General features: G+C 74.0%; 19 protein-coding genes, 1 other RNA gene and 1 pseudogene. 10 read left to right on the top strand and 11 right to left on the bottom strand.

Annotated elements, in window-relative coordinates:
* The first annotated feature begins 43 nt into the window (after positions 1 to 43).
* Positions 44 to 1,987, top strand: coding sequence for a cellulase family glycosylhydrolase (locus ABD823_RS09280; protein ID WP_344857865.1), 1,944 nt, complete (start codon positions 44 to 46; stop codon positions 1,985 to 1,987).
* Between the two features lie 201 nt (positions 1,988 to 2,188).
* Positions 2,189 to 3,709, top strand: coding sequence for an alpha/beta hydrolase (locus ABD823_RS09275; RefSeq protein ID WP_344857863.1), 1,521 nt, complete (start codon positions 2,189 to 2,191; stop codon positions 3,707 to 3,709).
* A gap of 75 nt (positions 3,710 to 3,784) precedes the next feature.
* Here ABD823_RS09275 and ABD823_RS09270 read toward each other — a convergent pair whose 3' ends face one another.
* Together ABD823_RS09270 and ABD823_RS09265 are read right to left on the bottom strand one after the other, a co-directional pair.
* The gene (locus ABD823_RS09270) at positions 3,785 to 4,186 is read right to left on the bottom strand and encodes a hypothetical protein (protein WP_344857861.1); all 402 of its coding nucleotides are present in this window, start codon (positions 4,184 to 4,186) and stop codon (positions 3,785 to 3,787) included.
* A 302-nt stretch (positions 4,187 to 4,488) separates the two neighbouring features.
* Complete coding sequence (locus ABD823_RS09265; RefSeq protein ID WP_344857859.1) at positions 4,489 to 6,117, bottom strand: DUF885 domain-containing protein; 1,629 nt, start codon at positions 6,115 to 6,117, stop codon at positions 4,489 to 4,491.
* 462 nt (positions 6,118 to 6,579) lie between these two features.
* On the opposite strand from ABD823_RS09265, the gene ABD823_RS09260 reads away from it, so the two are divergent.
* The 4 genes from ABD823_RS09260 (at position 6,580) to ABD823_RS09245 (ending at position 9,506) form a co-directional block, all read left to right on the top strand.
* Positions 6,580 to 7,293 (top strand): carbohydrate-binding module family 20 domain-containing protein, encoded by a 714-nt coding sequence (locus ABD823_RS09260; RefSeq protein WP_344857857.1) that lies wholly within the window; start codon positions 6,580 to 6,582, stop codon positions 7,291 to 7,293.
* 322 nt (positions 7,294 to 7,615) lie between these two features.
* Entirely contained in the window at positions 7,616 to 7,810 is a 195-nt protein-coding gene (locus tag ABD823_RS09255; protein ID WP_344857855.1) for a CBM20 domain-containing protein, read from the top strand.
* Positions 7,811 to 7,938: 128 nt separating this feature from the next.
* The gene (locus ABD823_RS09250) at positions 7,939 to 8,346 is read left to right on the top strand and encodes a YciI family protein (RefSeq protein WP_344857853.1); all 408 of its coding nucleotides are present in this window, start codon (positions 7,939 to 7,941) and stop codon (positions 8,344 to 8,346) included.
* Between the two features lie 8 nt (positions 8,347 to 8,354).
* On the top strand, positions 8,355 to 9,506 hold the full coding sequence (locus ABD823_RS09245) for an RNA polymerase sigma factor (protein WP_344858040.1): 1,152 nt from the start codon (positions 8,355 to 8,357) through the stop codon (positions 9,504 to 9,506).
* Positions 9,507 to 9,842: 336 nt separating this feature from the next.
* Here the strand turns inward: ABD823_RS09245 and rnpB are convergent.
* The 4 genes from rnpB to ABD823_RS09225 all read right to left on the bottom strand — a co-directional run bounded on the left by rnpB (position 9,843) and on the right by ABD823_RS09225 (position 13,432).
* Positions 9,843 to 10,239, bottom strand: an RNA gene (rnpB, locus tag ABD823_RS09240) — RNase P RNA component class A.
* Positions 10,240 to 10,503: 264 nt separating this feature from the next.
* Positions 10,504 to 11,853, bottom strand: coding sequence for a bifunctional RNase H/acid phosphatase (locus ABD823_RS09235; RefSeq protein ID WP_344857851.1), 1,350 nt, complete (start codon positions 11,851 to 11,853; stop codon positions 10,504 to 10,506).
* The gene (locus ABD823_RS09230) at positions 11,850 to 12,590 is read right to left on the bottom strand and encodes a zinc ribbon domain-containing protein (RefSeq protein ID WP_344857849.1); all 741 of its coding nucleotides are present in this window, start codon (positions 12,588 to 12,590) and stop codon (positions 11,850 to 11,852) included. Before ABD823_RS09230 ends, ABD823_RS09235 begins: the two co-directional genes overlap by 4 nt.
* On the bottom strand, positions 12,587 to 13,432 hold the full coding sequence (locus ABD823_RS09225) for a Nif3-like dinuclear metal center hexameric protein (RefSeq protein WP_344857847.1): 846 nt from the start codon (positions 13,430 to 13,432) through the stop codon (positions 12,587 to 12,589). Before ABD823_RS09225 ends, ABD823_RS09230 begins: the two co-directional genes overlap by 4 nt.
* A gap of 127 nt (positions 13,433 to 13,559) precedes the next feature.
* On the opposite strand from ABD823_RS09225, the gene ABD823_RS09220 reads away from it, so the two are divergent.
* Complete coding sequence (locus ABD823_RS09220; RefSeq protein WP_344857845.1) at positions 13,560 to 14,618, top strand: dipeptidase; 1,059 nt, start codon at positions 13,560 to 13,562, stop codon at positions 14,616 to 14,618.
* Between the two features lie 54 nt (positions 14,619 to 14,672).
* On the opposite strand, the gene ABD823_RS09215 is transcribed toward ABD823_RS09220, so the two are convergent.
* The 4 genes from ABD823_RS09215 to ABD823_RS09200 all read right to left on the bottom strand — a co-directional run bounded on the left by ABD823_RS09215 (position 14,673) and on the right by ABD823_RS09200 (position 19,369).
* On the bottom strand, positions 14,673 to 15,497 hold the full coding sequence (locus ABD823_RS09215) for an NAD(P)H-binding protein (protein WP_344857843.1): 825 nt from the start codon (positions 15,495 to 15,497) through the stop codon (positions 14,673 to 14,675).
* Positions 15,498 to 15,658: 161 nt separating this feature from the next.
* Positions 15,659 to 17,128, bottom strand: coding sequence for an AMP-binding protein (locus ABD823_RS09210; RefSeq protein ID WP_344857841.1), 1,470 nt, complete (start codon positions 17,126 to 17,128; stop codon positions 15,659 to 15,661).
* Positions 17,129 to 17,177: 49 nt separating this feature from the next.
* Positions 17,178 to 18,164 (bottom strand): acyl-CoA dehydrogenase family protein, encoded by a 987-nt coding sequence (locus ABD823_RS09205; RefSeq protein ID WP_344857840.1) that lies wholly within the window; start codon positions 18,162 to 18,164, stop codon positions 17,178 to 17,180.
* On the bottom strand, positions 18,161 to 19,369 hold the full coding sequence (locus ABD823_RS09200; RefSeq protein ID WP_344857838.1) for an acyl-CoA dehydrogenase family protein: 1,209 nt from the start codon (positions 19,367 to 19,369) through the stop codon (positions 18,161 to 18,163). Before ABD823_RS09200 ends, ABD823_RS09205 begins: the two co-directional genes overlap by 4 nt.
* Positions 19,370 to 19,540: 171 nt before the next feature.
* Between ABD823_RS09200 and ABD823_RS09195 the strand changes: the two genes are divergently transcribed.
* The gene (locus ABD823_RS09195) at positions 19,541 to 20,623 is read left to right on the top strand and encodes a sensor histidine kinase (protein ID WP_344857836.1); all 1,083 of its coding nucleotides are present in this window, start codon (positions 19,541 to 19,543) and stop codon (positions 20,621 to 20,623) included.
* 106 nt (positions 20,624 to 20,729) lie between these two features.
* Here ABD823_RS09195 and ABD823_RS09190 read toward each other — a convergent pair.
* Positions 20,730 to 21,578, bottom strand: a pseudogene (locus ABD823_RS09190) (DMT family transporter); the annotation flags it as partial.
* A gap of 222 nt (positions 21,579 to 21,800) precedes the next feature.
* On the opposite strand from ABD823_RS09190, the gene ABD823_RS09185 reads away from it, so the two are divergent.
* Positions 21,801 to 22,787, top strand: coding sequence for an AurF N-oxygenase family protein (locus ABD823_RS09185; RefSeq protein WP_344857834.1), 987 nt, complete (start codon positions 21,801 to 21,803; stop codon positions 22,785 to 22,787).
* A complete protein-coding gene (locus ABD823_RS09180; protein WP_344857832.1) occupies positions 22,784 to 23,698 on the top strand; it encodes an SDR family NAD(P)-dependent oxidoreductase in 915 nt (304 codons plus the stop codon). The genes ABD823_RS09185 and ABD823_RS09180 overlap by 4 nt, the downstream gene beginning before the upstream one ends.
* Positions 23,699 to 23,712 lie beyond the last annotated feature (14 nt).

Raw genomic sequence — 23,712 nt, 5'->3', positions numbered from 1 at the left:
TCGTGTACTGAGACGAACATGAGCAGGGCTCTATTCTCCGTTCATGCGAGCAGCCTCGTCCCGCATGACACGACTGGCCGTCGTCCCCGCCCTGGCCGCCGCTCTGACGTTCGCCCCCGCCGCCGGCGACACCCGTGCCCCCGCGACCGCGACCGCGACCGCGACCGCGGCCGCGGCCCGGACCGCGCCGACCGCCGCGCCCCCGACCGCGCTGACCGTCGCCGCCAAGCAGCGCGGCTGGGTCTTCCGCGACGGCCACGGCCGGGAGGTGACGCTGCGCGGGTTCAACGTGTCCGGCAGCACCAAGCTGTACGAGAACGCACTGCTGCCGTTCCGCAGCGCCGCCGACGCCGCGCGCTCGGCCCAGGCCATGCGCGACCTCACCGGCGCGAACGCCATCCGCTTCCTCATCAGCTGGGAGGGCGTGCAGCCGTCCCCCACCACCATCGACCACGCCTACCTCGACAGGGCGGTCGAGCAGATCCGCGCGTTCACCGGTCGTGGGATCCGCGTCCTGGTCGACTACCACCAGGACCTGTACTCCTCGCACCTGTTCCACGAAGGCAGCTGGTACACCGGTGACGGCGCGCCGGAATGGGTGGTCAGGGCCGGGGACTACCCCAGGGAGTCCTGCGGGATCTGCTTGCTGTGGGGGCAGAACATGCAGACCAACGAGGCGGTCCGCCGGGCCGCCTACGACTTCTGGCGGAACCGGCGCGTCAGCACGGAGACGGGCGAGGTCGGCGTCCAGGACGCCTTCCTGCTGCAGGCGAAGGCCGCCATGACCCGCATCCGGCAGCGGCTGACCGATGCGGAGTTCGCCTCCGTCATCGGATTCGACCCCTTCAACGAGCCCTACGACGGGGGCCTCGACGGCAGGAGCGGCCTGGAGTGGGAGAAGACCTACCTCATGCCCTTCTACCAGCGTTTCCGCGCCGCCATGGACGCCGCCGGGTGGGGGGACAAGCCCGCCTTCGTCGAGCCCCTGGTCTTCTGGAACACCGGCTTCTTCGAGGAGGGCGGGCTCACCGCGGTCGGCGCCCTCGGCACCCGGTACGTCTTCAACAGCCACTTCTACGACGGCGCCCGCATGACGATCGACCCGTCACCGGCCTCCGACGGCACGTACGGCGCCGCGATGAACGAGATCCGCGACCGGGCCCGCACGCTGGCCACCGCGCCCTTCGTCTCGGAGTTCGGCCACAGGATGTCGGGCGGCGGCAGCGACCGCACGCCGTGGATGGTGCGCGCGATGTACCAGGCCATGGACTCCGGCGTCCCCGGGCGGAACTGGTGGCGGGACGCCGCCGCCGGAGGGGACGTGCTCTCCTCCACCCAGTGGCACTGGGACCTCTACAGCGGCCGGCACCACGAGCCGATGAACCGCAACCCCGCCAAGGTGCAGACCGAGGGCGACGCCTGGAACGACGAGGACTTCTCCGTGGTCGCCGCCGACGACTCGGGCACCCTGGCCACCCGGCTGGACCAGGCGGTGCTGGACCGCCTCTACCCCTCCGCGGTCGCAGGCGACGTGCTGGCCTTCGCCTACGAGGACCTCGCCCGGTCCGGCTACGGCGACGCCGGACGGCGGCAGGCGTGGCTGGCCGTACCGTCCTCCATGCCGGACACCGCCGCGCTGGTCGAGGGACGGCGGTTCGGCGTCCTGGTCTGGCGCGGGCCGGCCACGGCCCCGGGCGCGCCGACCGAACTGCACCTGCCCGCGTCCTTCACCGCCGAGACCACCGTCGTGGTCGGCGACGTGGCCACCCGCGCGGGCCTGCCCGCCTCCGGTCCCGCGGCCATCGCGACGGAGACCGGCTCGCCCACCGCCCACCGCCTGCTGCTGAGGCCGTCCGGCGCCGCGCCGGGCACCGTGCACGCGGCGCTGGTGGTCGGCGCCTCCACCGGCCCCGCCGTCACCCCCGCCCAGCTGACGGCCGCCGCCGCCGAACTGGCCGCCTGGAAGGAGCAGCGCTTCCCCTCCTGACCGCGGACGCCCCGCACTCCTCCCCGGGGCGGCACCGCCGCGCCCGCCGCCCTGCGGACCCTCCCGGCCGGATGACATTTGTCATCGGATCCACCCACGAGATCCACACGCGTCCGGTGATATCGGCGACTGTCCGCGCGCGGCCGGGAAAGACCAAGATCTTTCCTGTCAGGACACCCCTCCCGTCAGGAACTCCAGATCATGAGAAGAGCCTCCACGCGCCCGATGAAGATCGCCGCGGTCGCCGCCGCCCTGCCTCTGGCCCTGGCCACCACCGGCGGTCCGGCCGCCGCGGCGGGCACCGGCTCGGGCGCCGCCGCGCCGGAGACGATCGCCTGGGGGTCGTGTGCCGACATGCGCCCCGCCGACGGGCAGAAGCTCCCCGCGGGCACCGAGTGCGGCACGCTCACCGTCCCCCTCGACCACGCCGATCCCGGCGGCAGGACCATCGAGCTGGCGTTGATCCGCATCAAGGCCACCGATCCCGGCAGGCGGCTGGGATCGCTGGTGTTCAACTTCGGCGGGCCCGGCGGCTCCGGCGTGGACACCCTGCCCCTGGCCGCTCCGGCCTACACCGCGCTGAACGCCCGCTACGACCTGGTCTCCTTCGACCCCCGGGGGGTGGAGCGCAGCTCCGGCGTCCGGTGCGGCGGCACCGCGGAGATGGACGACTACAACGCCGCCGACGCCACCCCGGACACCCGGGCCGAACGGGCGCGGCTGAGGCGGGCGATCGCGGAGTTCGCCCGGGCCTGCCAGAAGACCTCCGGCGGGATCCTGCCGCACGTGGGCACCGTCGACTCCGCCCGGGACCTGGAACGGCTGCGCGCGGCGCTGGGCGAGGACAAGCTCGACTACTTCGGCATGTCGTACGGCACGCATCTGGGCGCGGTCTACGCCACGATGTTCCCCGGCAAGGTCGGCCGCTTCCTGCTGGACGCCCCGCTCGACCCGACGCTCTCCTTCCGGCAGCGCACCCTCGACCAGATGAAGGGGTTCCAGCGGTCGTACGAGGCGTTCCTCGACGGCTGCGTCGCCAAGGGCGCCGGCAAGTGCGCGCTCGGCGCCGACCGCGAGTCGGCCGACAAGAAGGTCCGGGCGCTGTGGAAGCGGCTGGACGGCAAGCCGCTGAAGGTCGGCGCGCGGGAGCTCACCCAGGGGCTGGCGGTCACCGGCATCGGGGCGGCGATGTACGCCGAGCAGGTCTGGCCGGTGCTGGAGCAGGCACTGGACACCGCGCTCAAGGGTGACGGCCGGCTCCTGCTGGGCCTGGCCGACAGCTACACCGGCCGCAAGCCCGACGGCAGCTACTCGACCCTCATGACCAGCTTCCCGGCCATCAGCTGCGTCGACACCGCCGAGCGGCCCAGCGCCGCGGAGCAGGCCAGGACCGAGGCCGCGGCCCGGAGGATCGCCCCGATGTTCGGCGGCTCCGGTCTGGGCGGCCTCTGCGCGGCCTGGCCGGTCGCCGGCAGCAACGCGGCCAAGAAGGTCGACGCCACCGGCTCGGCCCCGATCGTGGTGGTCGCCACGACCGGTGACCCGGCCACGCCGTACGCGTGGGGGCCGAAGCTGACCAAGCAGCTCAAGACGGCCGTGCTGGTGACGTCCGAGGGTGAGGGCCACGGCGCCTACGGGGTCAACGCCTGCACGACGAAGGTCGCCGACGCCTACCTGATCGACGGCGAGGTCCCCGCCAAGGGAACGGTCTGCGGTTCCTGACCCGGTGCCGAGCGGGGAGGGGGCGCTGCCCGCCGCCCCCTCCCCGGCACCGGGACGGCCCTCGACGGAACGGTGTTAGCGGCCGAGGACTCCGGCCGCTCGCCGGATCTTCGCGCCGCCGTACTCGCCGCGGTCGACGCACAGCGGGCACGGAGGCGTGCCGTGGGCGTCCGGCCGGTACCTCCAGCCGGTCACCTGGTTCACGGGACGGATGCGGCGGATCTCCCCGGCGGCGATCGCGCGGGGGACGAAGACCTCGTAGCCTCGGGGATCGTCGTGTTCGAGGATCAGGGCGGCGGCCTCGGCGCTGGAGACCCGCACGTGTCCCCGCCCGTAGTGTCCCGCGTGGACCGGCTCGTCGTCGGGGATCCGGAAGTCGACGGCGACCACCGTGCGCCGGCCGAAGCGCCTGAGCTCCCGGGTCCACTGGTGCGTGATCTGGTAGGGCGGCACGATCGGCTCGCCTACCGGAAGCATCCCGCACCTCCCGTGATCATCATGGGCACGACGCGCAGCCTACGCGCCGGGCCCATCCGGGCCAACCGCTTTTCCCGCCGGCCCGGACGAGCCCGTGCTCTCGACCGGCTTCGAGCGGATGCGCAACCGTGGAGTCACCCCCGGCGTCCTCTCCGGACCGGCGGAGACCCTGTCGCGACCGCCCGGCTGGGGCGGTGCCCCCGGAAGCTGGTCGCGGCGGACTACGCCGGGCGCCCGCCGCTCACGCCGATCGCGCTGGCCCGGCCCGACGCCGCCGACCTCGTCACGGGCGGCACCGGAGGTCAGCCGGCGCGGCGCAGGGCGTCGGCCAGGCCCGCCAGGCCGACCGGGCCGAGGTCCAGGGCGGCGGTGTGCCAGCGGCGCAGGTCGAAGGCGGCGCCCTGGCGCCGCCTGGCCTCCTCGCGGGCGGCCAGCCAGGCGCGCTCGCCGAGCTTGTAGGACGGGGCCTGGCCCGGCCAGCCGAAGTAGCGGACCACCTCGGCGCGGACCCGGTGCGGCTCGCAGCGGCCGCGGTCGCGCAGCACCTGGCACGCCCGCTCGAAGGTCCACTTCGAGCCGTCGGGGAGCGGCAGGTCCAGGTGCACGCCGATGTCGATGACCACCCGGGCGGCGCGCATCGCCGACCCGCCGAGCATGCCCAGGCGCGTGCCCGGCTCGGTGAACCAGCCCAGCTCGTCGGCGAGCCGCTCGGCGTACAGCGCCCAGCCCTCACCGTGCCCGCTCACCCAGGAGTTCCTGCCGAACCGGGACAGGCTCTCCCCGGCCACCCGCGTCTGGCCGAGCTGCAGGTGGTGGCCGGGCACGCCCTCGTGGAAGACCGTGGTCAGCTCGTTCCAGACGGTGAACCGCCGCTCGGCGCCCACCGGCCACCAGGTGCGGCCCGGCCGGGACAGGTCCTCGCTCGGCGAGGTGTAGTAGGCCGCGCCCGAGGTCGAGTCGAGGGCCAGGGTCACGTCCACCCGGCGCAGCGGCTCGGCGATGTCGAAGTGGGTGCCGTGCAGCCGCTCGATCGCCTCGTCGTGGCGGTCCTGCAGCCAGCCCCGGTAGGCGTCGAGCCCTTCGACGAACCGCGTCTCGTCGAGGATCGCGGTCGCCTCCTCCACCGACGCGCCGGGCCGTACGCGGTCCGCCTCGGCGGCCAGCTCCGCCTCGATCCTGGCCAGCTCCTCCCAGCCCCACCGGTAGGCGTCCACCAGGTCGATGTCGGCGCCCAGGCTCAGCCGGGCGTTCACCGCGTAGCGCTCCGCCCCGGCCGCGTCGGTCTCGGTCGCCCGGGGGGCGTACTCCTCGCGCAGGTAGCGGGCCATCCCGTCGTAGGCGGCGTACGCCGCCGCGGCCCCCTCCTCCAGCGCGGCCCGCGCGGGGCCGTCGCCGTAGGAGTCGACCAGGCCCTTGTGGGTGGCGCCGGAAGCGAACAGCTCCATCTGCACCGCCAGCTCCAGTGCCTGGCGGCGGGGCGCGGCCAGGCCGCGCGCGAGGCCCTCCTCCATGCTCGCCCGCCAGCCGTCCAGCATCCGCGGCATGCCCGCCAGCCGGGCCGCCACGTTCCGCCAGTCGTCCTCGCTCTCGTGGGGCAGCAGGTCGACGCTGTCGCGCAGGTCGGTCAGGGGCCCGAACGGCGCCCGTACGGCTCGCAGCGGCTCGCCGATCTCGTGCCAGGCGAGCTCGGCCTCCAGCCGCTCCCGCAGGTGCGCCGCGGCCCGCACGTCCGCCTCGCCCTCCGGCTCCAGGGCGGCCAGCCTGCCGAGGGTCTCGCCGATCAGGGCGGCCCGGGCGGCGTGCCCGTCGGGGCCGTAGTCGGAGGTGGCGGCGAACTCGACGTCGATCCCGTCCGCCGCGGCGCCGACCGGGTCGAGCGCCGCGGAGCGGGTCACGTACTCGTCGCAGAGGTTGAAGATCGGGCTTGTCATTCCGGCACGATAACCCACCGGGGGGCCGGTGGGCGGCCGGTGATCCGGCAGGTCATCCGGTGGAGCGCGCCGATGCTCCTTCCGCGCGGAGCACACCGGCCCGGCGAGGAATCCGAGCGGCGGACCTCGTCGAGGACTCCCGCGCAGCGGTACGGATACGGGCGTCCGCGAAAGAAGTCATGACCGCCCGAAAACCACACTGTGAATCTTCTCACAGCGCTCGGCCCGGTCCGATCTTTCTCCCGAAGAAGAACCTCAGGCAGGCCCCGTCACGCTCCGCCGTATCTTTGTCACAATCAATCCGCTGCAAGATTTCAGAAATCTTCCACAATCTCTTGCACAGCGTGGGAGGCGTGAGAAGAATCCAGGGTCGCAAGGAGCTCCGCGCGCCCCGGGGACGCCGACGCCGCAGCAACGGCGTCCCCGGCTGTTCTCATCCGCCAAGAGCAAGGAGAAACCGCGGTGTCACCACACCCGATGGAAAAGTCCCCGGTCAGGCGCGTCCGGCAGGTGCTCCTGTTGGTGGCGGCCTTCGCCGCCGCGCTGGCGACCACGGCGGTTCCGGCCGGCGCCACCGGCACGGTCACGGTCACCTTCACCGCCGAAGCGGCCACCTACCTGGGCCAGAGCGTCTACGTCGTCGGCAGCGCCCCTGAGCTCGGCGCCTGGAACCCCGCCCGCGCCGTGGCGCTGAGCTCGGCGGACCACCCCCGCTGGCGGGCCGCCGTCGCCCTGCCGGGCGACACGGTCGTGCAGTACAAGTACATCAAGAAGCACCCTTCCGGTGCCGTGACGTGGGAATCCACCCCCAACCGGGCCTTCGTCACGCCTTCGGCGGGCGCGGCCGCCCGCGACGACGTGTGGGACCGGGGCACGCCCGGGCGGGTCGCGGTCTCCTTCAACGTGGAGGCCGGCACCGCCTTCGGGCAGAACGTCCACGTCGTCGGCGATCTGCCCGAGCTGGGTGGCTGGGATCCCGCCAAGGCCCTGAAGCTGTCCTCGCGCGACTACCCCGTATGGCGCGAGGCGCTGCTCCTACCGCCGAACACCCCCGTCGCCTTCAAGTACGTCAAGAAGAACGCCGACGGCTCGGTGACCTGGGAGTCCGGCCAGAACCGGACGTTCGCCACTCCTCCGACCGGCACCGCGAGCAGGAACGACTCCTGGCAGCAGTGACGGGCTGATCGGCCGGCCGTGCCCGCCCAGCCGGCGGGCCGCCGCACGGCCGCACCCGCCGCCCCTGGTCCTCCGGCCCGCCCCGGGCCGGAGGACCAGGGGCGGGCCCCACCGCCCGCCGCTCCATCCAGCGGGGAGGGGAGAGCTCGGCGCTCCCTCCGGCGAGGAAGGACGGGCCCGGCCTTCCCTGAAGCACGTGAAGGCCGCGCCCCTGACGTGGGGCCTCGCGCCGCACCCCTTCTGAAAGATTTTGCAAGAATTCCGCAAACCATGCGGGCTCTGTTCACCACGAGCCCCGGCTCACGATGGAGAAGCACATGAGATGCCGCCGCTGAGCTGGCACTCCGGCCGGCCGTGCGCCAACAGGGCCGCCGGCCTGTGGGAGTGCACCGTCACCGGCATACCCGACGGGCGGCGTTTCGAGTACAAGGTGCTGGTCAACGACGACATCTGGTCCACCGGACCCAACCACGTCGGCGTCGGTGGCCGGACCCGCCACGTCCGTCCCGTCTTCTGATCGTTGCGGAGATTCATCTGCGGGACCGGGAAAAAAATTCGGGCGGCGATGTCGAGAATCCGCACCCGGCTCCGTCCCCGGGGTGAACGCGACCAGAATGGGTCGCACGAGCACCGAGGAGAAACACGATGGCCAAGTACCTGCTGCTCAAGCACTACCGTGGCGCCCCGGCCGCGGTCAACGACGTGCCCATGGACCAGTGGACGCCGGAGGAGATCTCGGCCCACGTGCAGTACATGCACGACTTCGCGGCCCGGCTCGAGAAGACCGGCGAGTTCGTCGACGGTCAGGCGCTCGCCCCCGAGGGGGTGTTCGTCCGATACGACGGCGAGGGCCGCCCGCCGGTCACCGACGGCCCGTTCGCCGAGACCAAGGACCTCATCGCCGGCTGGATGGTGATCGACGTCGACAGCCACGAGCGCGCCATCGAGCTGGCCGGAGAGCTGTCGGCCGCCCCCGGGGCGGGCGGGAAGCCCATCCACGAGTGGCTCGAGGTGCGCCCGTTCCTGACCGCGCCGCCCACCATCACGGAGTGACCGCTCCGATGGACGAGCTCCTGCTCCGGAGCCTCACGCCGAGCGTGCTCGGAATCCTCGTCCGCCGCGGAGCCGACTTCGCGGCGGCCGAGGACGCCGTGCAGGACGCGCTCGTCGAGGCGGTCCGCGTCTGGCCGGCCGGCCCGCCGCACGACCCGAAGGGCTGGCTGGTGACCGCGGCCTGGCGCAAGTTCCTCGACGCGACCCGCGCGGACACCGCCCGCCGCCGGCGTGAGGACCTCGTCAACGAGGAGCCCGCGCCCGGGCCCGCGCCCGCGGTGGACGACACGCTCCGGCTCTACTTCCTGTGCGCCCACCCGTCGCTGACGCCGTCGTCCGCGGTCGCGCTCACACTGCGCGCCGTCGGCGGGCTGACCACGCGCCAGATCGCCCAGGCCTACCTGGTGCCCGAGGCCACCATGGCGCAGCGCATCAGCCGGGCCAAGCGCACCGTCTCCGGCGTGCGGTTCGACCGGCCCGGCGACGTCGCCACCGTGCTGCGCGTCCTCTACCTCGTCTTCAACGAAGGCTACTCCGGCGACATCGACCTCGCCGCCGAGGCCATCCGGCTCACCCGGCAGCTCGCGGCCGTGATCGACCATCCCGAGGTGGCGGGACTGCTCGCCCTGATGCTGCTGCACCACGCCCGGCGTGCCGCCCGGACCGCGCCGGACGGCAGCCTGGTGCCGCTCGCCGAGCAGGACCGCGGCCGGTGGGACACCACGTTGATCGCCGAGGGCGTCGAGATCCTGCAGACGGCCCTCGCCCGCGACCGGCTGGGCGAGTTCCAGGCCCAGGCGGCCATCGCGGCGCTCCACGCCGACGCGCCCACCGCCGAGGAGACCGACTGGGTGCAGATCGTCGAGTGGTACGACGAGCTCGTGCGCCTGACCGGCAGCCCGGTCGTCCGGCTCAACCGCGCGGTGGCCGTCGGCGAGGCCGACGGACCGCGCGCCGGCCTGGCGGCGCTCGCGGCGCTGGACGACTCGCTGCCCCGCCACGCCGCGGTGGCGGCGTACCTCCATGAGCGCGACGGTGACCTGGCGACGGCGGCACGGCTGTACGCCGAGGCGGCCCGGAAGGCGCCTGACCTCGCCGAGCGCGACCATCTGACGCGCCAGGCCGCCCGGCTCAACTCCCGGCTCAGGACCCGCCGGTGACATCGCCTGTCATCGCGGATGCGGTGTGCCCCGATGCCTGCCCTCGATGTGCCCTCATCCGGGCCCCTTGAGAGGCGAGCAGTCGCTTCTCACCGTTTTCCGCGCATCCACGGAGCGGCGATGGAGCAGAGCGGGAGGCCGCGCCATGGCCGGACACCGGACGGTGGCGTCGGCGAGCGTGCCGCGCCAGTACGTCTCCTCCATCACCGGGTTGATCGCGGCGAAGAGCAACCATGGGGCGATCAGCGTGGCATGCGCGGCGACGAGGTCGAGATGCAGCAGCAGGCAGGATGCCGGCGATCGGCAGGGATCCGAGCGCAAGGGCGGCGGGGAAGGCGGACGAGTCGGCCTGTAGGCCGGGTTCTGTCCTTCACGGATGTGAAGGGGCGACCATCCATCTAGGACCGGCGTTGCCGCCGGCCTCGAGCGGTCTACCCGCGCGGCTCGGACGGGCAGCCCTCGAACGCCGCGCGCGGGACGCTCCGAGGAGCGTCCCTTCTTGACCTTGCTCCGGGTGGGGTTTACCGAGCCGCCCACGTCACCGTGGGCGCTGGTGGTCTCTTACACCACCGTTTCACCCTTACCGCCCTCTCGCGAGGGAGGCGGTCTGCTTTCTGTGGCACTGTCCCGCGGGTCGCCCCGGGTCGGCGTTACCGACCACCCTGCCCTGTGGAGCCCGGACCTTCCTCGGCGGGCCCCCGGAAGGGCCCGACGCGGCCGCCCGGCCGGCTCGTCCGCCGTGCCGTACAGCTTATCCGCTCCCGGGCGATCTCCGTCCGGGAGCAGGCCCGTCCCCGCCTCCGGCACGCACCGGCCGGGCGATACGGACAAGACAGTGAGGGGGCCTGTGGCCAGGCTCCTATGAGGTCACGCGCCGCGTCCGGTGAGTGCAGACGAACGCCTCCCGGACGGGGCCGGCAGATCGCGTTGAAGACACCGTGGTCAGTCAGGGCAAGAGCCGGGCTCCACCGGGAGGCGTTCACCTCCATCCTCACTGTCAGCGCAGGTGCGCGGTGTCGTTGAACGCCTTCACCACGGCCGGGCCGTCGGCGTAGTACTCGATCAGCGAGATGCAGGCCAGGTCGAGGTGCATGCGGTACAGCGCGGCGGGCGGGGCCGTCAGCGCGAGCCGGAGCAGCGTCTTGATCGGCGTCACGTGGGAGACGGCGAGGACCGTCCGGCCCTCGTGGCGCCCGACGATCCGGTCCCTGGCCGCCTCGACCCGCCGGGCCGCCGCCTCGAAGCTCTCCCCTCCCGGCGGCGCGACGGACGGGTCCGCCAGCCACGCGGCCAGCTCGTCCGGCCAGCGGCGCTGGATCTCGGTGAACGTGCAGCCCTCCCAGTGGCCGAAGTCGACCTCGCGCAGGCCGTCCTCGACGACCACGTCCAGGCCGGTCCGGGCGGCGACGGCCTCGGCGGTGGCCCGGGCCCGCTTCAGCGGCGAGCTGACGATCACCTCGATCCCGTACGGCTCGCCCGCCAGCCTCTCCGCCGCGGCCGCCGCCTGGGCGAGGCCCTCGGCGGTGAGCTCGGGGTCGCCGAGACCGGAGAACCGGCGCTCGACGGAGAGCGGGGTCTGGCCGTGGCGGAGCAGGACCAGGGTGGTGGCCGTGGACGTGGGGGGCCGCCAGCCGGTGCCCGCGCCCGCCCGCCCCACCGCCTCGGCCGGGGCCTCGGAGATGTCCGTCGAGTCGAACAGGGAGCCCTGCTCGGGGGCCCCGGCGGACGGGGCCCGGGCGGGGGCGCCGTGCGCGGCGGCCCGCTGCGCGGGAGCCGTCGCGGAACGGCCCGGGTCCGCGGAGGCGGCCGCTGCCGGACCGGCCGGGCCTTCCCCGGCGGCCGCGACCTGGCCCCCCACGGCCGTGGCGCGGTCTCCTGCGGCGGAGGCGGTCGCCCGCCAGGGCAGGCCCTTGGCGGCGGCGTCCATGGCCTCGTTGGCCAGGCGGTCGGCGTCGGCGTTCCGCTCGCGCGGGATCCACGTCCAGGAGGTGACCCTCAGGCGCCGGGCCAGCTGCCCCGCCTCCAGCGCGAGGGACCGCAGCGCCTCGTTCTTGATCTTCCATCGGCCGGCCATCTGCTCGATGACCAGCTTGGAGTCCATCCGCACCTCGACCGCCGCGCCGTCCCCGGCCACATCCAGCAGGGCCCGCAGGCCCGCGATCAGCCCGCGGTACTCGGCGACGTTGTTGGTCGCGGTGCCGATCGCCGCGGCGTCCTCGGCGAGGATCAGGCCGTCGGCGGCGTCCTTGACCACGGCGCCGTACCCGGCGGGCCCGGGGTTGCCCCGGGACCCGCCGTCGGCCTCGACGACGTAGGAGGCCGCGCGCGAGGTCACCCGGGAGGTCACAGCCCCGACTCGGGCGTGCGGACCAGGATGCGGCGGCACTCCTCGCAGCGGACCACCTCGTCGTGCGGGGCGGTCTTGATCCGGTTGAGGTCGGCGATGGACAGGCTCGTGCGGCAGCCCAGGCAGCGGCCGCCCTGGAGCATCGCGGCGCCGATGCCGAACTGCTCGCGGAGCTTCTCGTAGAGGCCGAGCAGGTCGGCGGGGATGTCACCGGCGACGGCCGAGCGCTTGGCCCTGACCTCGGCGAGCTCCTTGTCGATCTCGGCGAAGGCGGCGTCCCTGCGGTCCTCGGCGGCGCCCCGGGCGGCGGCGAGCTCGTCGCGCTCGGCGGCCAGCTTGACCACCTGGGCGTCGGCGGCCTCCCGCCGCTCCATGATCTCCAGCACGACCTCCTCCAGGTCGCCCTGGCGGCGGGTCAGCGAGACGATCTCCGACTGGAGGTTGGCCAGGTCCTTGGGCGAGGAGACCTGCCCGGAGTCGAGCCGCTTCTGGTCGCGCTCGACGCGGACCCGGACGGCGTCGACGTCGGACTCGGCCTTGGCCTGCTCCCTGGCGAGGTCTCCCGCCTCCGTCTCGGCCGCGATCACCTGGGTCGCCAGCCGGGCCACGCGGGCGGCGAGCTCGTCGATCTCGGCCAGCTCCGGCAGCGTGCGGCGGCGGTGGGTCAGCCGGTCGACGGCGGAATCGATCTCGGCCAGGTCGAGCAGGCGCTTCTGGTCTGCCGGGGCTGCTTTCACGTTGATTCCTCACCCTGTGCTGTTGTGATCCATGCGTCCGTGACCGTCTCGGAGACACGCGCCTCAACATTAATCCCCTTCGCCGCCAGACCGGACGTCAGCAGGCGTGCCGCGTCGGCCAGCCAGGGCCACTCGGTGGCCCAGTGGGCGGCGTCGACGAGGGCGGGGCCGCCGCCGTGGCGGGAGGCCTCGGCGAACTCGCTCGCCGGGTGGTGGCGGAGGTCCGCGGTGAGGAAGACGTCGACGCCGGCGGCGCGGGCCGCGGCGAGCAGGGAGTCGCCCGCTCCCCCGCTCACCGCGACCCGGCGCACCTGGCGGTCGGGGTCTCCGGTGACGCGCAGGCCGCCGGCCGTGCGGGGCAGGCCGCGGGCGGCCTGCCGTACGAAGGCGCGCAGGGGCACCGGATCCGGCAGGGAGCCGATGCGGCCGAGCCCGCGCCGGGGGTCGTCCGCGGCGGGGCTCAGCGGGACCAGCGGCCCGGTCAGGCCGACCGCGCGGGCCAGGGCGTCGGAGACGCCGGGGTCGGCGACGTCGGCGTTGGTGTGCGCGGTGTAGAGCGCGATGTCGTTCTTGATCAGGGTGTGGACGAGGCGGCCCTTGAACGTGGTGGCCGCGACGCTCGTGGTGCCGCGCAGGTAGAGCGGGTGGTGCGTCACGATCAGGTCGGCGCCCCAGGCCAGGGCCTCCTCGGCGACGGCGGCGACCGGGTCCACCGCGAACAGGATCCTGCGGACCGGCTGGGCGGGGTCGCCGCAGACGAGCCCGACCGCGTCCCAGGACTCCGCCCACGCGGGGTCGTAGCGGGATTCGATCTCGGTGACGATGTCGGTGAGCGTGGACACGTGCGCAGACTATCGGCCCGCCGCGGGGCGCGAGGAACCCCGCGCCGCCGGTGCCGCGGGGCTGCCGCCGGTGCCGCGGGGCCGGTAGCGTCGGGGCCGCAACCCACTCGCGAGGAGGTACCCGTCCGTGTCCGCCGACCTCCCCACCGGCCCGCACCGTGGCCTGCACGACGGCGCCGTGGTGGCCGACGCCCACAACGACCTGCTGATGGCCGTGGCGGCCCGGCCGCCGCACCGGTGGGCGCCGTTCTTCCGCGAGCGCTGGCTGCCCCAGCTCCGCGAGGGCGGGGTGGACCTGCAGGTGCTGCCGGTCTTCGTCGACGAGCGGTACCGGCCCGAGGGCGCGCTCCGGCAGACCCTGCGCATGATCGAGTGCGCGCACGTGCTCGCCGAGGGCAACGCCGACGCGGTGCGGCTCTGCACGGACGGCGCCCAGATCGACGAGGCGCTCGCCGACGGCAGGATCGCCCTGGTCCTGGCGCTGGAGAGCATGCCGGGCCTGGACGCGGACGTCGAGCTGCTGCCCACGCTGCACCGGCTGGGCGTGCGGGTCGCCTCGATCGCCCACTGGGGCCGTACGGCGCTGGCCGACGGCAGCGGTGAGGACGCCACCGGGAGCAGGCTGACGGCGGCGGGCGTCGAGGCCGTCCGGGAGATGGAGCGCCTGGGCGTGGTCTTCGACGTCTCGCACCTGGGCGCCTCGGGTGTGGAGCACGTGCTGGAGCTGGCCACCCGGCCGGTGATGGCGACCCACTCGTCGGCCCGCGCGCTCCGCGACCACCACCGCAACCTCACCGACGAGCAGATCCGCGGCGTCGCCGCGACCGGCGGCGTGGTGTGCGTGAACTTCCTTCCGGCGTTCCTGTCGGAGGATCCCGCCGAGTACACCGCGGACCGCCTGGTGGACCACATCGCGCACGTGGCGGGCGTCGCCGGGATCGACCACGTGGGCCTGGGCCCGGACTTCATCCGCGAGGTGCTGTACGACACCACGCCGCCGTGCTGCGAACCCGACTTCGGCGGGCTCGACGTGATGGCGGCCGTGCCCGGCCTGGACGGGCCCGCCGGCCTGCCGCTGGTGACCGAGGCGCTGGACAAGCACGGCTTCGCCGAGGAGGAGATCGTCAAGATCCTCGGAGAGAACGTCCTGCGCCTGTTCCGCGCGGAGCTGGGCCGGCCGGCCTGAGCGCCGGGGGTCGCGGGGGGACGCCCTTGCGGCCGGACCGGTCGCGGGGCCGTCTCAGCCGCTCCAGACGCCGGTGGCCGCGGCGGCCTTCGCGTAGTCGGCGAAGTCGCGGGGCGGGCGGCCCAGGGCGCGCTGGACGCCGTCCCCCAGCCAGGCGTTGCGGCCGTCCAGGATCTCCGCGAACATCCCGGCCAGCACCTCCGCCTCCCCGGCCGGCACGCCGTACTCCGCCAGCATGGCCGCGTACCCGTCGGCGGAGACGGACACGTAGCGGACCTCCCGTCCGGCGGCCCGGGAGATCTCCGCGGCCGCCTCGGCGAAGGTCAGCAACCGGGGACCGGTCACCTCGTAGACCTCGCCCGCGTGCCCGGGCCCGGTGAGCGCGGCGACCGCGACGTCCGCGACGTCCCCGGCGTCGACGAACGGCTCGGCGACGTCCCCGGCCGGGAGCGCGACCGTGCCGCCGAGCACCGGCTCCAGCAGGTGGCCCTCGTCGAAGTTCTGGAAGAACCAGCTCGCGCGCACGATCGTCCACTCGGCGCCGGAGTCCCGCACCGCGTCCTCGCTGCGCCGGGCCTCCTCCTCACCCCTGCCGGACAGCAGGACCAGACGGCGGACGCCGGCGGCCGCGGCCCGCGCGGCCAGCCCGCCGACGGCCTCGGCGGCTCCGGGGACCGCCAGGTCGGGGTGGTAGGCGATGTAGACGGCCGCCACGTCCCGCAGTGCGGACTCCCAGGTCTCCGGGTCGGCCCAGTCGAACGGCGGGTCCCCCTTCCGGGAGCCGATCCGCACCGGCAGGCCGCGGGCCCGCAGTCCCGCGGCCACCCGCCTGCCGGTCTTGCCGGTGCCGCCCACCACCAACGTCGTCTTCTCGATCATGGGACCAGTCAACCCGGCGCGGCCGGGACGCGGCCATGGCCGGGAGTCTCACCTCCATGCGCGTGCGTCCACCCCGACCCGCGCCGGTCCAGCCGCCCCGCACCGGGAGGCGCCCGCCCGCGCCGGGGAGGGCGCGCGTGCCGTACGGCGTGCCGGGCCGGTCAGTCCGCGGCGCCCGCCGCCAGGTACTCCTCCCGGACCCTGGAGCGGGAGAGCTTCCCCGTGGGGGTGCGGGGCAGCTCGTCGCGGAACTCGATCACCCGGGGGTGCTTGAACCGGGCCAGGCGCGGGCCGAGGTGCTCCAGCAGCTCCTCCGTGCCCGGCCGGGAGCCCGGCATCGGCTGGACGAGCGCGACCACGCGGTGGCCCCACTCCTCGTCCGGCACGCCGATCACCGCGGCGTCGGCGACCGCCGGGTGCTCCAGGAGGGCCGCCTCGACCTCGGCGGGGTAGATGTTCACCCCGCCGGAGACGATCAGGTCGGTACGGCGGTCGCACAGGTACAGGAAGCCCTCGGCGTCCATGAAGCCGATGTCGCCGGGCGCGTACCAGTCGTCCCGCATGCTGGCCGCGGTCTTGGCGGGGTCCTTGCGGTACTCGAACCGGTTCGTCGCCGACCGGACGTGGATGAGGCCGGGCTCGCCGGGCGGGAGCTCCTCGCCGTCCTCGCCGAGGATCCTCGCCTCGAACGTCGGGGCCGGGCGGCCGACGGTGCCGGGGTGGGCCAGCCAGTCGTGCGGTTTGACGGCGAAGGCGATGGTGGACTCGGTGGAGCCGTAGTACTCGTACAGGACGGGGCCCCACCACTCCATGATCTGCTTCTTGACCGCGACCGGGCAGGCGGCGCCGGTGTGGATCACCTGCCGGAGCGAGGAGACGTCGTACTTCTCGCGGACCCCGGGCGGCAGGCGGAGCATCCGGTGGAACATCGTCGGCACCATCATCGCGTTGGTGACGCGGTACCGCTCGATCAGCTCCAGCACGGTCACCGGCTCGAACCTCGGCGCGATCACCAGGGTGTGCCCCAGGTGCAGGGCGAACATGGTGTGCGCGCACGGCGAGGAGTGGTACATCGGCGAGGTGACCAGGTGGACGGCGTCGCCCGGCTCGAGGTCGCACACCTCGCCGAGGAACCAGGTGTACAGGGCGACGGTCTGCTCCGGCTCGGCATCGGACAGCGGCCGCTGCACCCCCTTGGGGAAGCCGGTGGTGCCGGAGGTGTACCACATGACCGAGCCCGCGGTCCGGTCGGCGGGCTCGGTCTCCGGCTGCCCGTCCGCCAGCGCGGCGGCCCCGCCGGTCCGCGGGGTCACCGTGACCGCGGCCTCGCTGTCGGCCAGGATGTAGTCGATCTCGCTGCCGGTCAGGTGCCAGTTGATCGGGACGTAGTACATCCCGACCTGGCCGGTGGCCATGAGCATGACCACCTGGTCGATCCCGTTGGGCAGCACGCCGGCGACCACGTCGCCCCGGCCCAGCCCGCGTGCCCGCAGGCCGTGCGCGACCTGGTTGACCCGGGCGAGCAGCTCGCCGTAGGTGGTCACGGCGCCGTCGGTGTCGATCACCGCCCTGCGGCCGGGGTCGGCCTGGGCGATGCGGTAGAAGCCGGGCAGGGCGCTGATGTCGGCCATGGGGTCCCTTCCTCTGCGGCGCGGCTCGGCGGGGCACCGGGCGCCGGTGCTACAGCTCCAGCAGGTCGGCGAGGCGGGCGCGGTGGGCCCGGGGCGGGCCGAGGAGCACCTCGTCCGCCTTGGCGCGCTTGTAGTACAGGTGCGCGTCGTGCTCCCAGGTGAAACCGATGCCGCCGTGCAGCAGGAGGCTGCCGGAGGCGACCTCGAAGCAGGCGCGGCCCAGGTAGGCCTGCGCCAGCGCGGCGGCCCCGGGCAGCTCGTCCGGGGCCTCGTCGGCGGCCCAGGCCGCGTAGCGGACGATCGACTCGGCCTGCTCCAGGGTGCAGTGCATGTCGGCGAGCTTGTGTTTGACGCCCTGGTAGGAGCCGATGAGCCGGTTGAAGGCGACCCGGACCTTGCTGTAGGCGACGATCGCCTCCAGCGAGGCCCGCAGCACGCCGAGCTGCTCGGCCGCCACCGCGACCGCGAACAGGTCGCGGGCGCGGGCGACGCCCTCGGCCGAGGCCGCCACGACCTCGCCCCCGGGCTCCACCAGGGCCTGCCTGCGGGTCGGGTCGAGGGTCCGCAGCGGGCGCCGGTCGCCGCCGGTGCGGGCGAGCACCCTGTCCCCGCCGTCCCCGCCGATGCTGAGCACCACGTCGGCCTCGGCTCCGCACAGCGCCCGGTTCCCGTCGAGGACCACGGTCGCGACGGTCGTCCCGGCGGCGATGCCGGCCAGCAGGTCCTTCTCGCCGGTCTCGGTGAGCAGGATCGCGGCCAGCGTGGTGGCGAGGAACGGTCCTGGCAGCAGCGCCGCGCCGGTCTCCTCCAGCACGACCGCCAGCTCGCCGTACCCGGCTCCGGACCCGCCGTGCTCCTCGGGCACGATCAGGCCGGTGAGGCCGAGCTCGCCGGCCATGCGCCGGTGGACGGCCGGGTCGTAGCCCCGCTCCGACTCCGCCGCCCGCCGTACGGCGGGCGGCGGCGAGGCGGAGGCGAGGAAGGAGCGGACGGTCTCGCGCAGCTCTCGCTGCTCGGGGGTGAGCACGAGTCTCATCGGGCGTCCTCTCCGCTCGTCCTGAGGTCCTTGAACGGCACGTTCTTGTCCGTGCGCGGTTCCGGGGGCAGGTTCAGCACGCGCTCGCCGACGATGTTGCGCATGATCTCGTTGGTGCCGCCGCCGAGGGCCATGGCGGGGGCGAGGGACAGGGCGTGGGCCAGGCGTCCGCCGGCGTCGTCGTCCTCGTCCCAGGAGACCGCCTCGGGGCCGGCCAGCGAGGTGGCGAGGTCGGCCTGGAACACGGTCAGCTCGGCCAGCAGCAGCTTGGCGGCGCTGCCCCGGGCGCCGGGGAACAGGCCCGCCCTGGTCTCCTGGGCGAGCCGCTGGTTGAACAGGGCCAGGGCGCGGGAGCGGATGTGGAGCTCGACGAGCCGGTCGCGGACCACGGGGTCGGTGGTGTCGGCGGTCCGGCGCAGCGCCTCGAAGGCCGCGGGGTCGTCCTTCCGGCCGCCCATGCCGACCCCGCCGGCGATCGACAGGCGCTCGTGGAGGAGGGTGGTGACGGCGCAGTTCCAGCCGTCGCCGACGCGGCCGACGACGTTCTCGGCGGGGATGTGCACGCCGTCGAAGAAGATCTCGTTGAAGTGGGCGCGGCCGGTCATGTCGCGCAGCGGCCGGACGGTGACGCCGGGGGCGCGCATGTCCACGATGAACATCGTCAGGCCCTTGTGCTTGGGCACGTCCGCGTCGGTGCGGGCGAGCAGCAGGCCCCGGTCGGCGTGCTGGGCGACGGAGGTCCAGACCTTCTGCCCGTCGACCACCCAGCCGCCGTCGGTCTCCACGGCCCGGGTCTGCAGGGCGGCGACGTCGCTGCCGGCGGCGGGCTCGGAGAAGAGCTGGCACCAGATCTCCTCGCCGCGCAGCAGCGGCCGGATGAAGCGGCGGCGCTGGGAGTCGGTGCCCAGGTCCACGAGGGTCGGCCCGCACATGCCCAGGCCGATGGAGAAGACGTAGGTCGGCAGGGTGTAGGCGGCGGCCTCGGCGGCGAAGGCGCGCTCCTCCGCCTGGGTGAGCCCCTGGCCGCCCCACTCCTTGGGCCAGGTGATGCCCGAGTAGCCCGCGTCGTACAGCTTCGCCATGAACGCCTTGGCGGCGGCGACCCCGTCGGCCCCGGGGTTCCCTCCGCCGGTGTCCTCGGCGGTCCGCGGGGCGTTGGCCTCCAGCCACTCCCTCGCCTGCCGCCGGTACTCCTCAAGATCCATGAACACTCCAATCAGTGCTCACTTACTCTAACGAGCGGCGGTGCGGCCGTACAGAGCATTGCTCCACAACCGGACCTGGAAGTGATCTTTGCCCCTTCTTGGCCATGTATTGCCAGGTAACGGCAATTAATCCGCCTAGTGCGATCGTCTGGTCTCGGGGGGAAGGTTGGTGTGATCACACGGTACTCGTGGTCCGTCCGCACCCGGCTGACCCTGATCGCCGTCGTCACGGCCGTACTGTCCGACGTCATCATCACGGCGACCGTCATGATCTTCGTCCGCGGGCTGGTGGAGGCCTACCGGCCCGGCGCCGCGGTCCCCTGGTACGTCCACCCGGGGCTGTTCGCCTTCCTCGTCGTCACCTCCCTGCTCACCGCCACACTGTCCGGGATCGGCGCCTACCACGCGGTGACCGAGGCGCTGACCCCGGTGAACGCGATCACGGGCAAGCTGGCGGAGATCACCGCGACCGACGTGGGCCGCCGCGTCCCGGTGCCGAGGGCGCAGGACGAGATCAGGCAGCTCGCCGAGACGATCAACGAGACCCTCGACCGACTGGAGGAGGCGGTCGAGCAGCAGCGCAGGTTCGCCGCCGACGCCTCCCACGACCTGCGCAGCCCGCTGACCGCCATGCGCACCCAGGTGGAGGAAGCGCTGCAGTATCCCGAGGACGTCGACTGGACCCCCAAGGCCGAGGCGATGCTCGCCAGCCTGGACCGGCTCCAGTCGATCGTCTCCGACCTGCTGATGCTCGCCAGGCTCGACTCCGGCACGCCCGCCTCCAAGGAGCTCCTCGACCTGGGGGAGCTGGTCGGCCGCGAGCTGGACCGCCGGCCGCCCGGCCGGGCCGCGCTGATCCGGAAGCTGGAGCCGGGCGTGACGGTCGTCGGCGACCCGCTCCGGCTGGCCCGGCTGCTGACCAACCTGGTGGACAACGCCGAACGGCACGCCGCCTCCACGGTGACCGTGACCGTGACCGCGAGCGCGGGCGCAGGCCCCGGGAGAGGCCCGGCGGGAGGGGCCGCCGTGCTGGAGGTGCTCGACGACGGCGCCGGGATCGCCCCCGAGCAGCGCGAGCTGGTCTTCCGACGGTTCACCCGGCTGGACGCCGCCCGCAGCAGGGACGCCGGGGGCACCGGCCTGGGCCTGTCCATCGCCAGAGAGATCGCCGAGGGGCACGGCGGCACCCTGCGGATCGAGGACAGCCCGAGGGGCGCGCGCTTCGTGCTGCGCATCCCGCTGGCCCGCCCGTGACCGGCCCGCCTCCGCCCCGGGGGCCGCCCGGGGCCCCGCACGCCGCGCCCCGGCCGCCCGGCGCCCCTCTCCCGGCCGGCCGCCGCGCGGGCTGCACCACCAGGAGCATCGCCGCGGCGATCAGCCCGCCCCCGACCAGCACGCTCCAGGTGAGCGGCTCGCCGTACACGGCGGCGGCCAGGGCGGTCACCCAGAGGGGCTGCGACGACAGGATCACCGCGGCGGGCACCGGCGGGACGTGGGCCTGGCCGAAGGAGCGGGCCAGGAAGCCGAGCGCGCAGGCCACGACCGACAGGTGGCCGAGGACCGCCCAGTCGCCGGGGGTCGCGGGCGGGGTCAGCCCGTCCGGCACGGCGAGCACGCCCGTCATCACCGCGATCACGCCGAGCTGGATCACCGCGACCGCGTAGGCGTCCTGCCGCGCCCGGCCGGAGGCGCCGAGCACCAGCGTGTGGGCGGAGTACAGCACCGCGGAGAGCAGGGTGAGGGCCAGCGCGAGCGGGTGGACGCCGTCCCCCTCGGCCCCGCGCAGGAGCGTGAAGGAGACCAGCGCCCCCGCCGCCAGGGCCACCGCCGCCCAGGTCCGCCCGGTCAGCCGGGTGCCGAGCACCGCCAGCCCGAGCAGCGGGGTGATCACCACGTAGGAGCCGACCGTGAACCCCGAGACCGGCGAGGGCAGGTCGTGCAGCGCCACCGCCTGGGCGGTCTGCCCCACTCCGAACAGCAGGCCGAGCAGGATCCCGGTGGGCCAGGTGCCCTCCGGCAGCCCGCGCAGGCAGCGGGGGCGCAGCGCGAGCAGGACCAGTGTGGCGATGCCGTACCGCTCGGCGAGCAGGTCGGCCACCGGGACGCGGTCGATGAGGTCCTTCATCAACGGGAAGGCCGACCCCCAGGCCGCGCTGACGAACATCAGGAGCAGTGCGCCCAGGAGGGGCCGGGACGCGGACGGTGCCATACGGGAAGGGTGGCATCACCCGCAGCGACGGCGGGGTGACGGTGCGGGTCGGGGGGTGAGCTGAATACAACCCGGGTGGAAGGACCCCCTTCCCCCGGGCGAGACAGGCCACTCCGGCGGGCGATCGCGCCCCTCCTGTTCTGAAAGACCTCAGTTTTCCGGTCTTTCCGCGCTATTGGATTCTTCGTACAATTAGCGCCGGGAGACCCGAGAGGAGTGCGCATGGCACCGACCCCGAGCACCACCGCGGACCGGCAGGGCGACCGGGCGGTCGCGGACAGGCGGGCCTACGAGGCCGTCATCGAGCGCCTCTCCAAGGCCTCGGTCGACAAGCACTGGGAGCCGTACGTCGACATCCCCTGGGACGACGAGGACTTCCTCGTCCGCCAGGACGACCCCCGCTGGGAGCTGCCCGAGGTCGACCGGCTGGGCGGCCACCCGTGGTACCGCGCCCAGCCGCCCGAGGTCCGGGCGAGGATCGGCCTGTGGCGGGTGGCGACCGCCATGAAGATCGGCCTGCAGTTCGAGAACCTCCTCAAACGCGGCCTGCTCAACTACGCCTACCGGCTGCCCAACGGCTCCCCCGAGTTCCGCTACGTCTACCACGAGACGATCGAGGAGGGGCATCACGGGATGATGTTCCAGGAGTTCGTCAACCGCACGAAGCTCCCGATCAAGGGGATGCCCGGCCCGCTGAGCCTGATCGCCCAGGTGACCCCGTGGATCCCGCTGATCTCGACCGAGCTGTTCTTCGTCTTCGTGCTCGGCGGCGAGGACCCGATCGACCACGTGCAGCGCACGGCGCTGAGGGAGGGGCAGATCAAGCACCCGCTGGAGGAGACCATCATGCGGATCCACATCGCCGAGGAGGCCCGGCACATCTCCTTCGCCCGGCACTACCTGCGCCGCCGGGTCCCGGCGATGCCCCGCCCCCTGCGCTTCCTGCTCGGCGTGCTCTCCCCGCTCGTCCTCGGCACCATGGCGCGGATCATGCTCTCGCCGCCCGGATCCATGATCAGGGCCTTCCGCATCCCGGACCACGTGGTCAAGGAGGTCTACACCGACGACCCCGGCACCGCGCAGCAGATCCGCGACTCGGTGCGCCGGACCCGCGAGCTCTGCGCCGAGCTGGGCATGATGAACCGGGTCCAGCGCGCGGTCTGGAAGGCCATGGGCGTCTACGACGAGCCGGGGAGGGCGGCGGGATGAGCGGACGGACCGGAGGGGAGGCCGGGACGGCCCCCGCGGGCGGGACCGGCGGAGGCACCGGGACGGGCCCCGCGGGCGGGACCGGCGGGCGCGCCGCCCCGCGTCCCGCGCCCGGGCGCAGGACCGCGATCGTGACGGGAGGCGCCTCCGGCATCGGCCGGGCGGTCTGCCGGGAGCTCGCCCGGCGCGGCGCCCACGTCGTGGTCGCCGACGTCGACGGGGCCGGGGCGGAGCGCGCCGCCAAGGAGCTCGGCTGCGCGAGCGCGGAGCTGGACGTCACCGACGCGCGGGCCGTGGGGGACCTCGTCGGTCGGGTGCGGCGCGAGCACGGCCGGCTGGACTTCATGTTCAACAACGCGGGCATCGCGGTCGGCGGCACCACCGACGAGCTCACCCTCGACCACTGGAACCGCACGATCGACGTGAACCTGCGCGGCGTGGTCCACGGCGTGCACGCCGCCTACCCGGTCATGGTGGAGCAGGGCTTCGGGCACATCGTCAACACCGCCTCCCTGGCCGGGCTGACCCCCGCCCCCCTGATGCTGCCCTACACCGCGACCAAGCACGCCGTGGTCGGCCTGTCGCTGGCGCTGCGGGCCGAGGCCAGGGCGCACGGCGTGCGGGTGAGCGTGGTCTGCCCCGGCTTCACCGACACCCCGCTGCTCGACCACGCCAACCCCGGCCTGCCGAGGACCGCCGTCTCCGAGGGCGCCCGGCAGGCGGCGGTCGGCATCCAGCGGCGGCTCTACTCCGTCGACGCCCTGGCCGGCGACATCATCCGGGGCGTGGCCCGCGACCGGGCGCTCATCGTCGCGCCCGCCTCGGGCCGGCTGGCCTGGCGCGCGGTACGGCTCTCGCCCGCGGCCGCGGTGCGGGTGGCCGCGCTCGCCGAGCGCCGCCTGCGCGGCTGAGGGCCGCGGGGAAC

Source organism: Planomonospora alba (genome assembly GCF_039534085.1).
GTDB classification, from domain to species: Bacteria; Actinomycetota; Actinomycetes; order Streptosporangiales; family Streptosporangiaceae; genus Planomonospora_B; species Planomonospora_B alba.
The sequence above is the reverse complement of the archived record's forward strand: the minus strand, read 5'-3'. Positions and strand labels throughout refer to the sequence as shown.

Coding starts and splice junctions, on each gene's coding strand:
- ABD823_RS09275 (WP_344857863.1), top strand. CDS start 2,189: ATGAGAAGAGCCTCCACGCGCCCGATGAAGATCGCCGCGGTCGCCGCC.
- ABD823_RS09280 (WP_344857865.1), top strand. CDS start 44: ATGCGAGCAGCCTCGTCCCGCATGACACGACTGGCCGTCGTCCCCGCC.
- ABD823_RS09200 (WP_344857838.1), bottom strand. CDS start 19,369: ATGGATCTTGAGGAGTACCGGCGGCAGGCGAGGGAGTGGCTGGAGGCC.
- ABD823_RS09210 (WP_344857841.1), bottom strand. CDS start 17,128: ATGGCCGACATCAGCGCCCTGCCCGGCTTCTACCGCATCGCCCAGGCC.
- ABD823_RS09185 (WP_344857834.1), top strand. CDS start 21,801: ATGGCACCGACCCCGAGCACCACCGCGGACCGGCAGGGCGACCGGGCG.
- ABD823_RS09250 (WP_344857853.1), top strand. CDS start 7,939: ATGGCCAAGTACCTGCTGCTCAAGCACTACCGTGGCGCCCCGGCCGCG.
- ABD823_RS09180 (WP_344857832.1), top strand. CDS start 22,784: ATGAGCGGACGGACCGGAGGGGAGGCCGGGACGGCCCCCGCGGGCGGG.
- ABD823_RS09265 (WP_344857859.1), bottom strand. CDS start 6,117: ATGACAAGCCCGATCTTCAACCTCTGCGACGAGTACGTGACCCGCTCC.
- ABD823_RS09255 (WP_344857855.1), top strand. CDS start 7,616: ATGCCGCCGCTGAGCTGGCACTCCGGCCGGCCGTGCGCCAACAGGGCC.
- ABD823_RS09205 (WP_344857840.1), bottom strand. CDS start 18,164: ATGAGACTCGTGCTCACCCCCGAGCAGCGAGAGCTGCGCGAGACCGTC.
- ABD823_RS09270 (WP_344857861.1), bottom strand. CDS start 4,186: ATGCTTCCGGTAGGCGAGCCGATCGTGCCGCCCTACCAGATCACGCAC.
- ABD823_RS09245 (WP_344858040.1), top strand. CDS start 8,355: ATGGACGAGCTCCTGCTCCGGAGCCTCACGCCGAGCGTGCTCGGAATC.
- ABD823_RS09215 (WP_344857843.1), bottom strand. CDS start 15,497: ATGATCGAGAAGACGACGTTGGTGGTGGGCGGCACCGGCAAGACCGGC.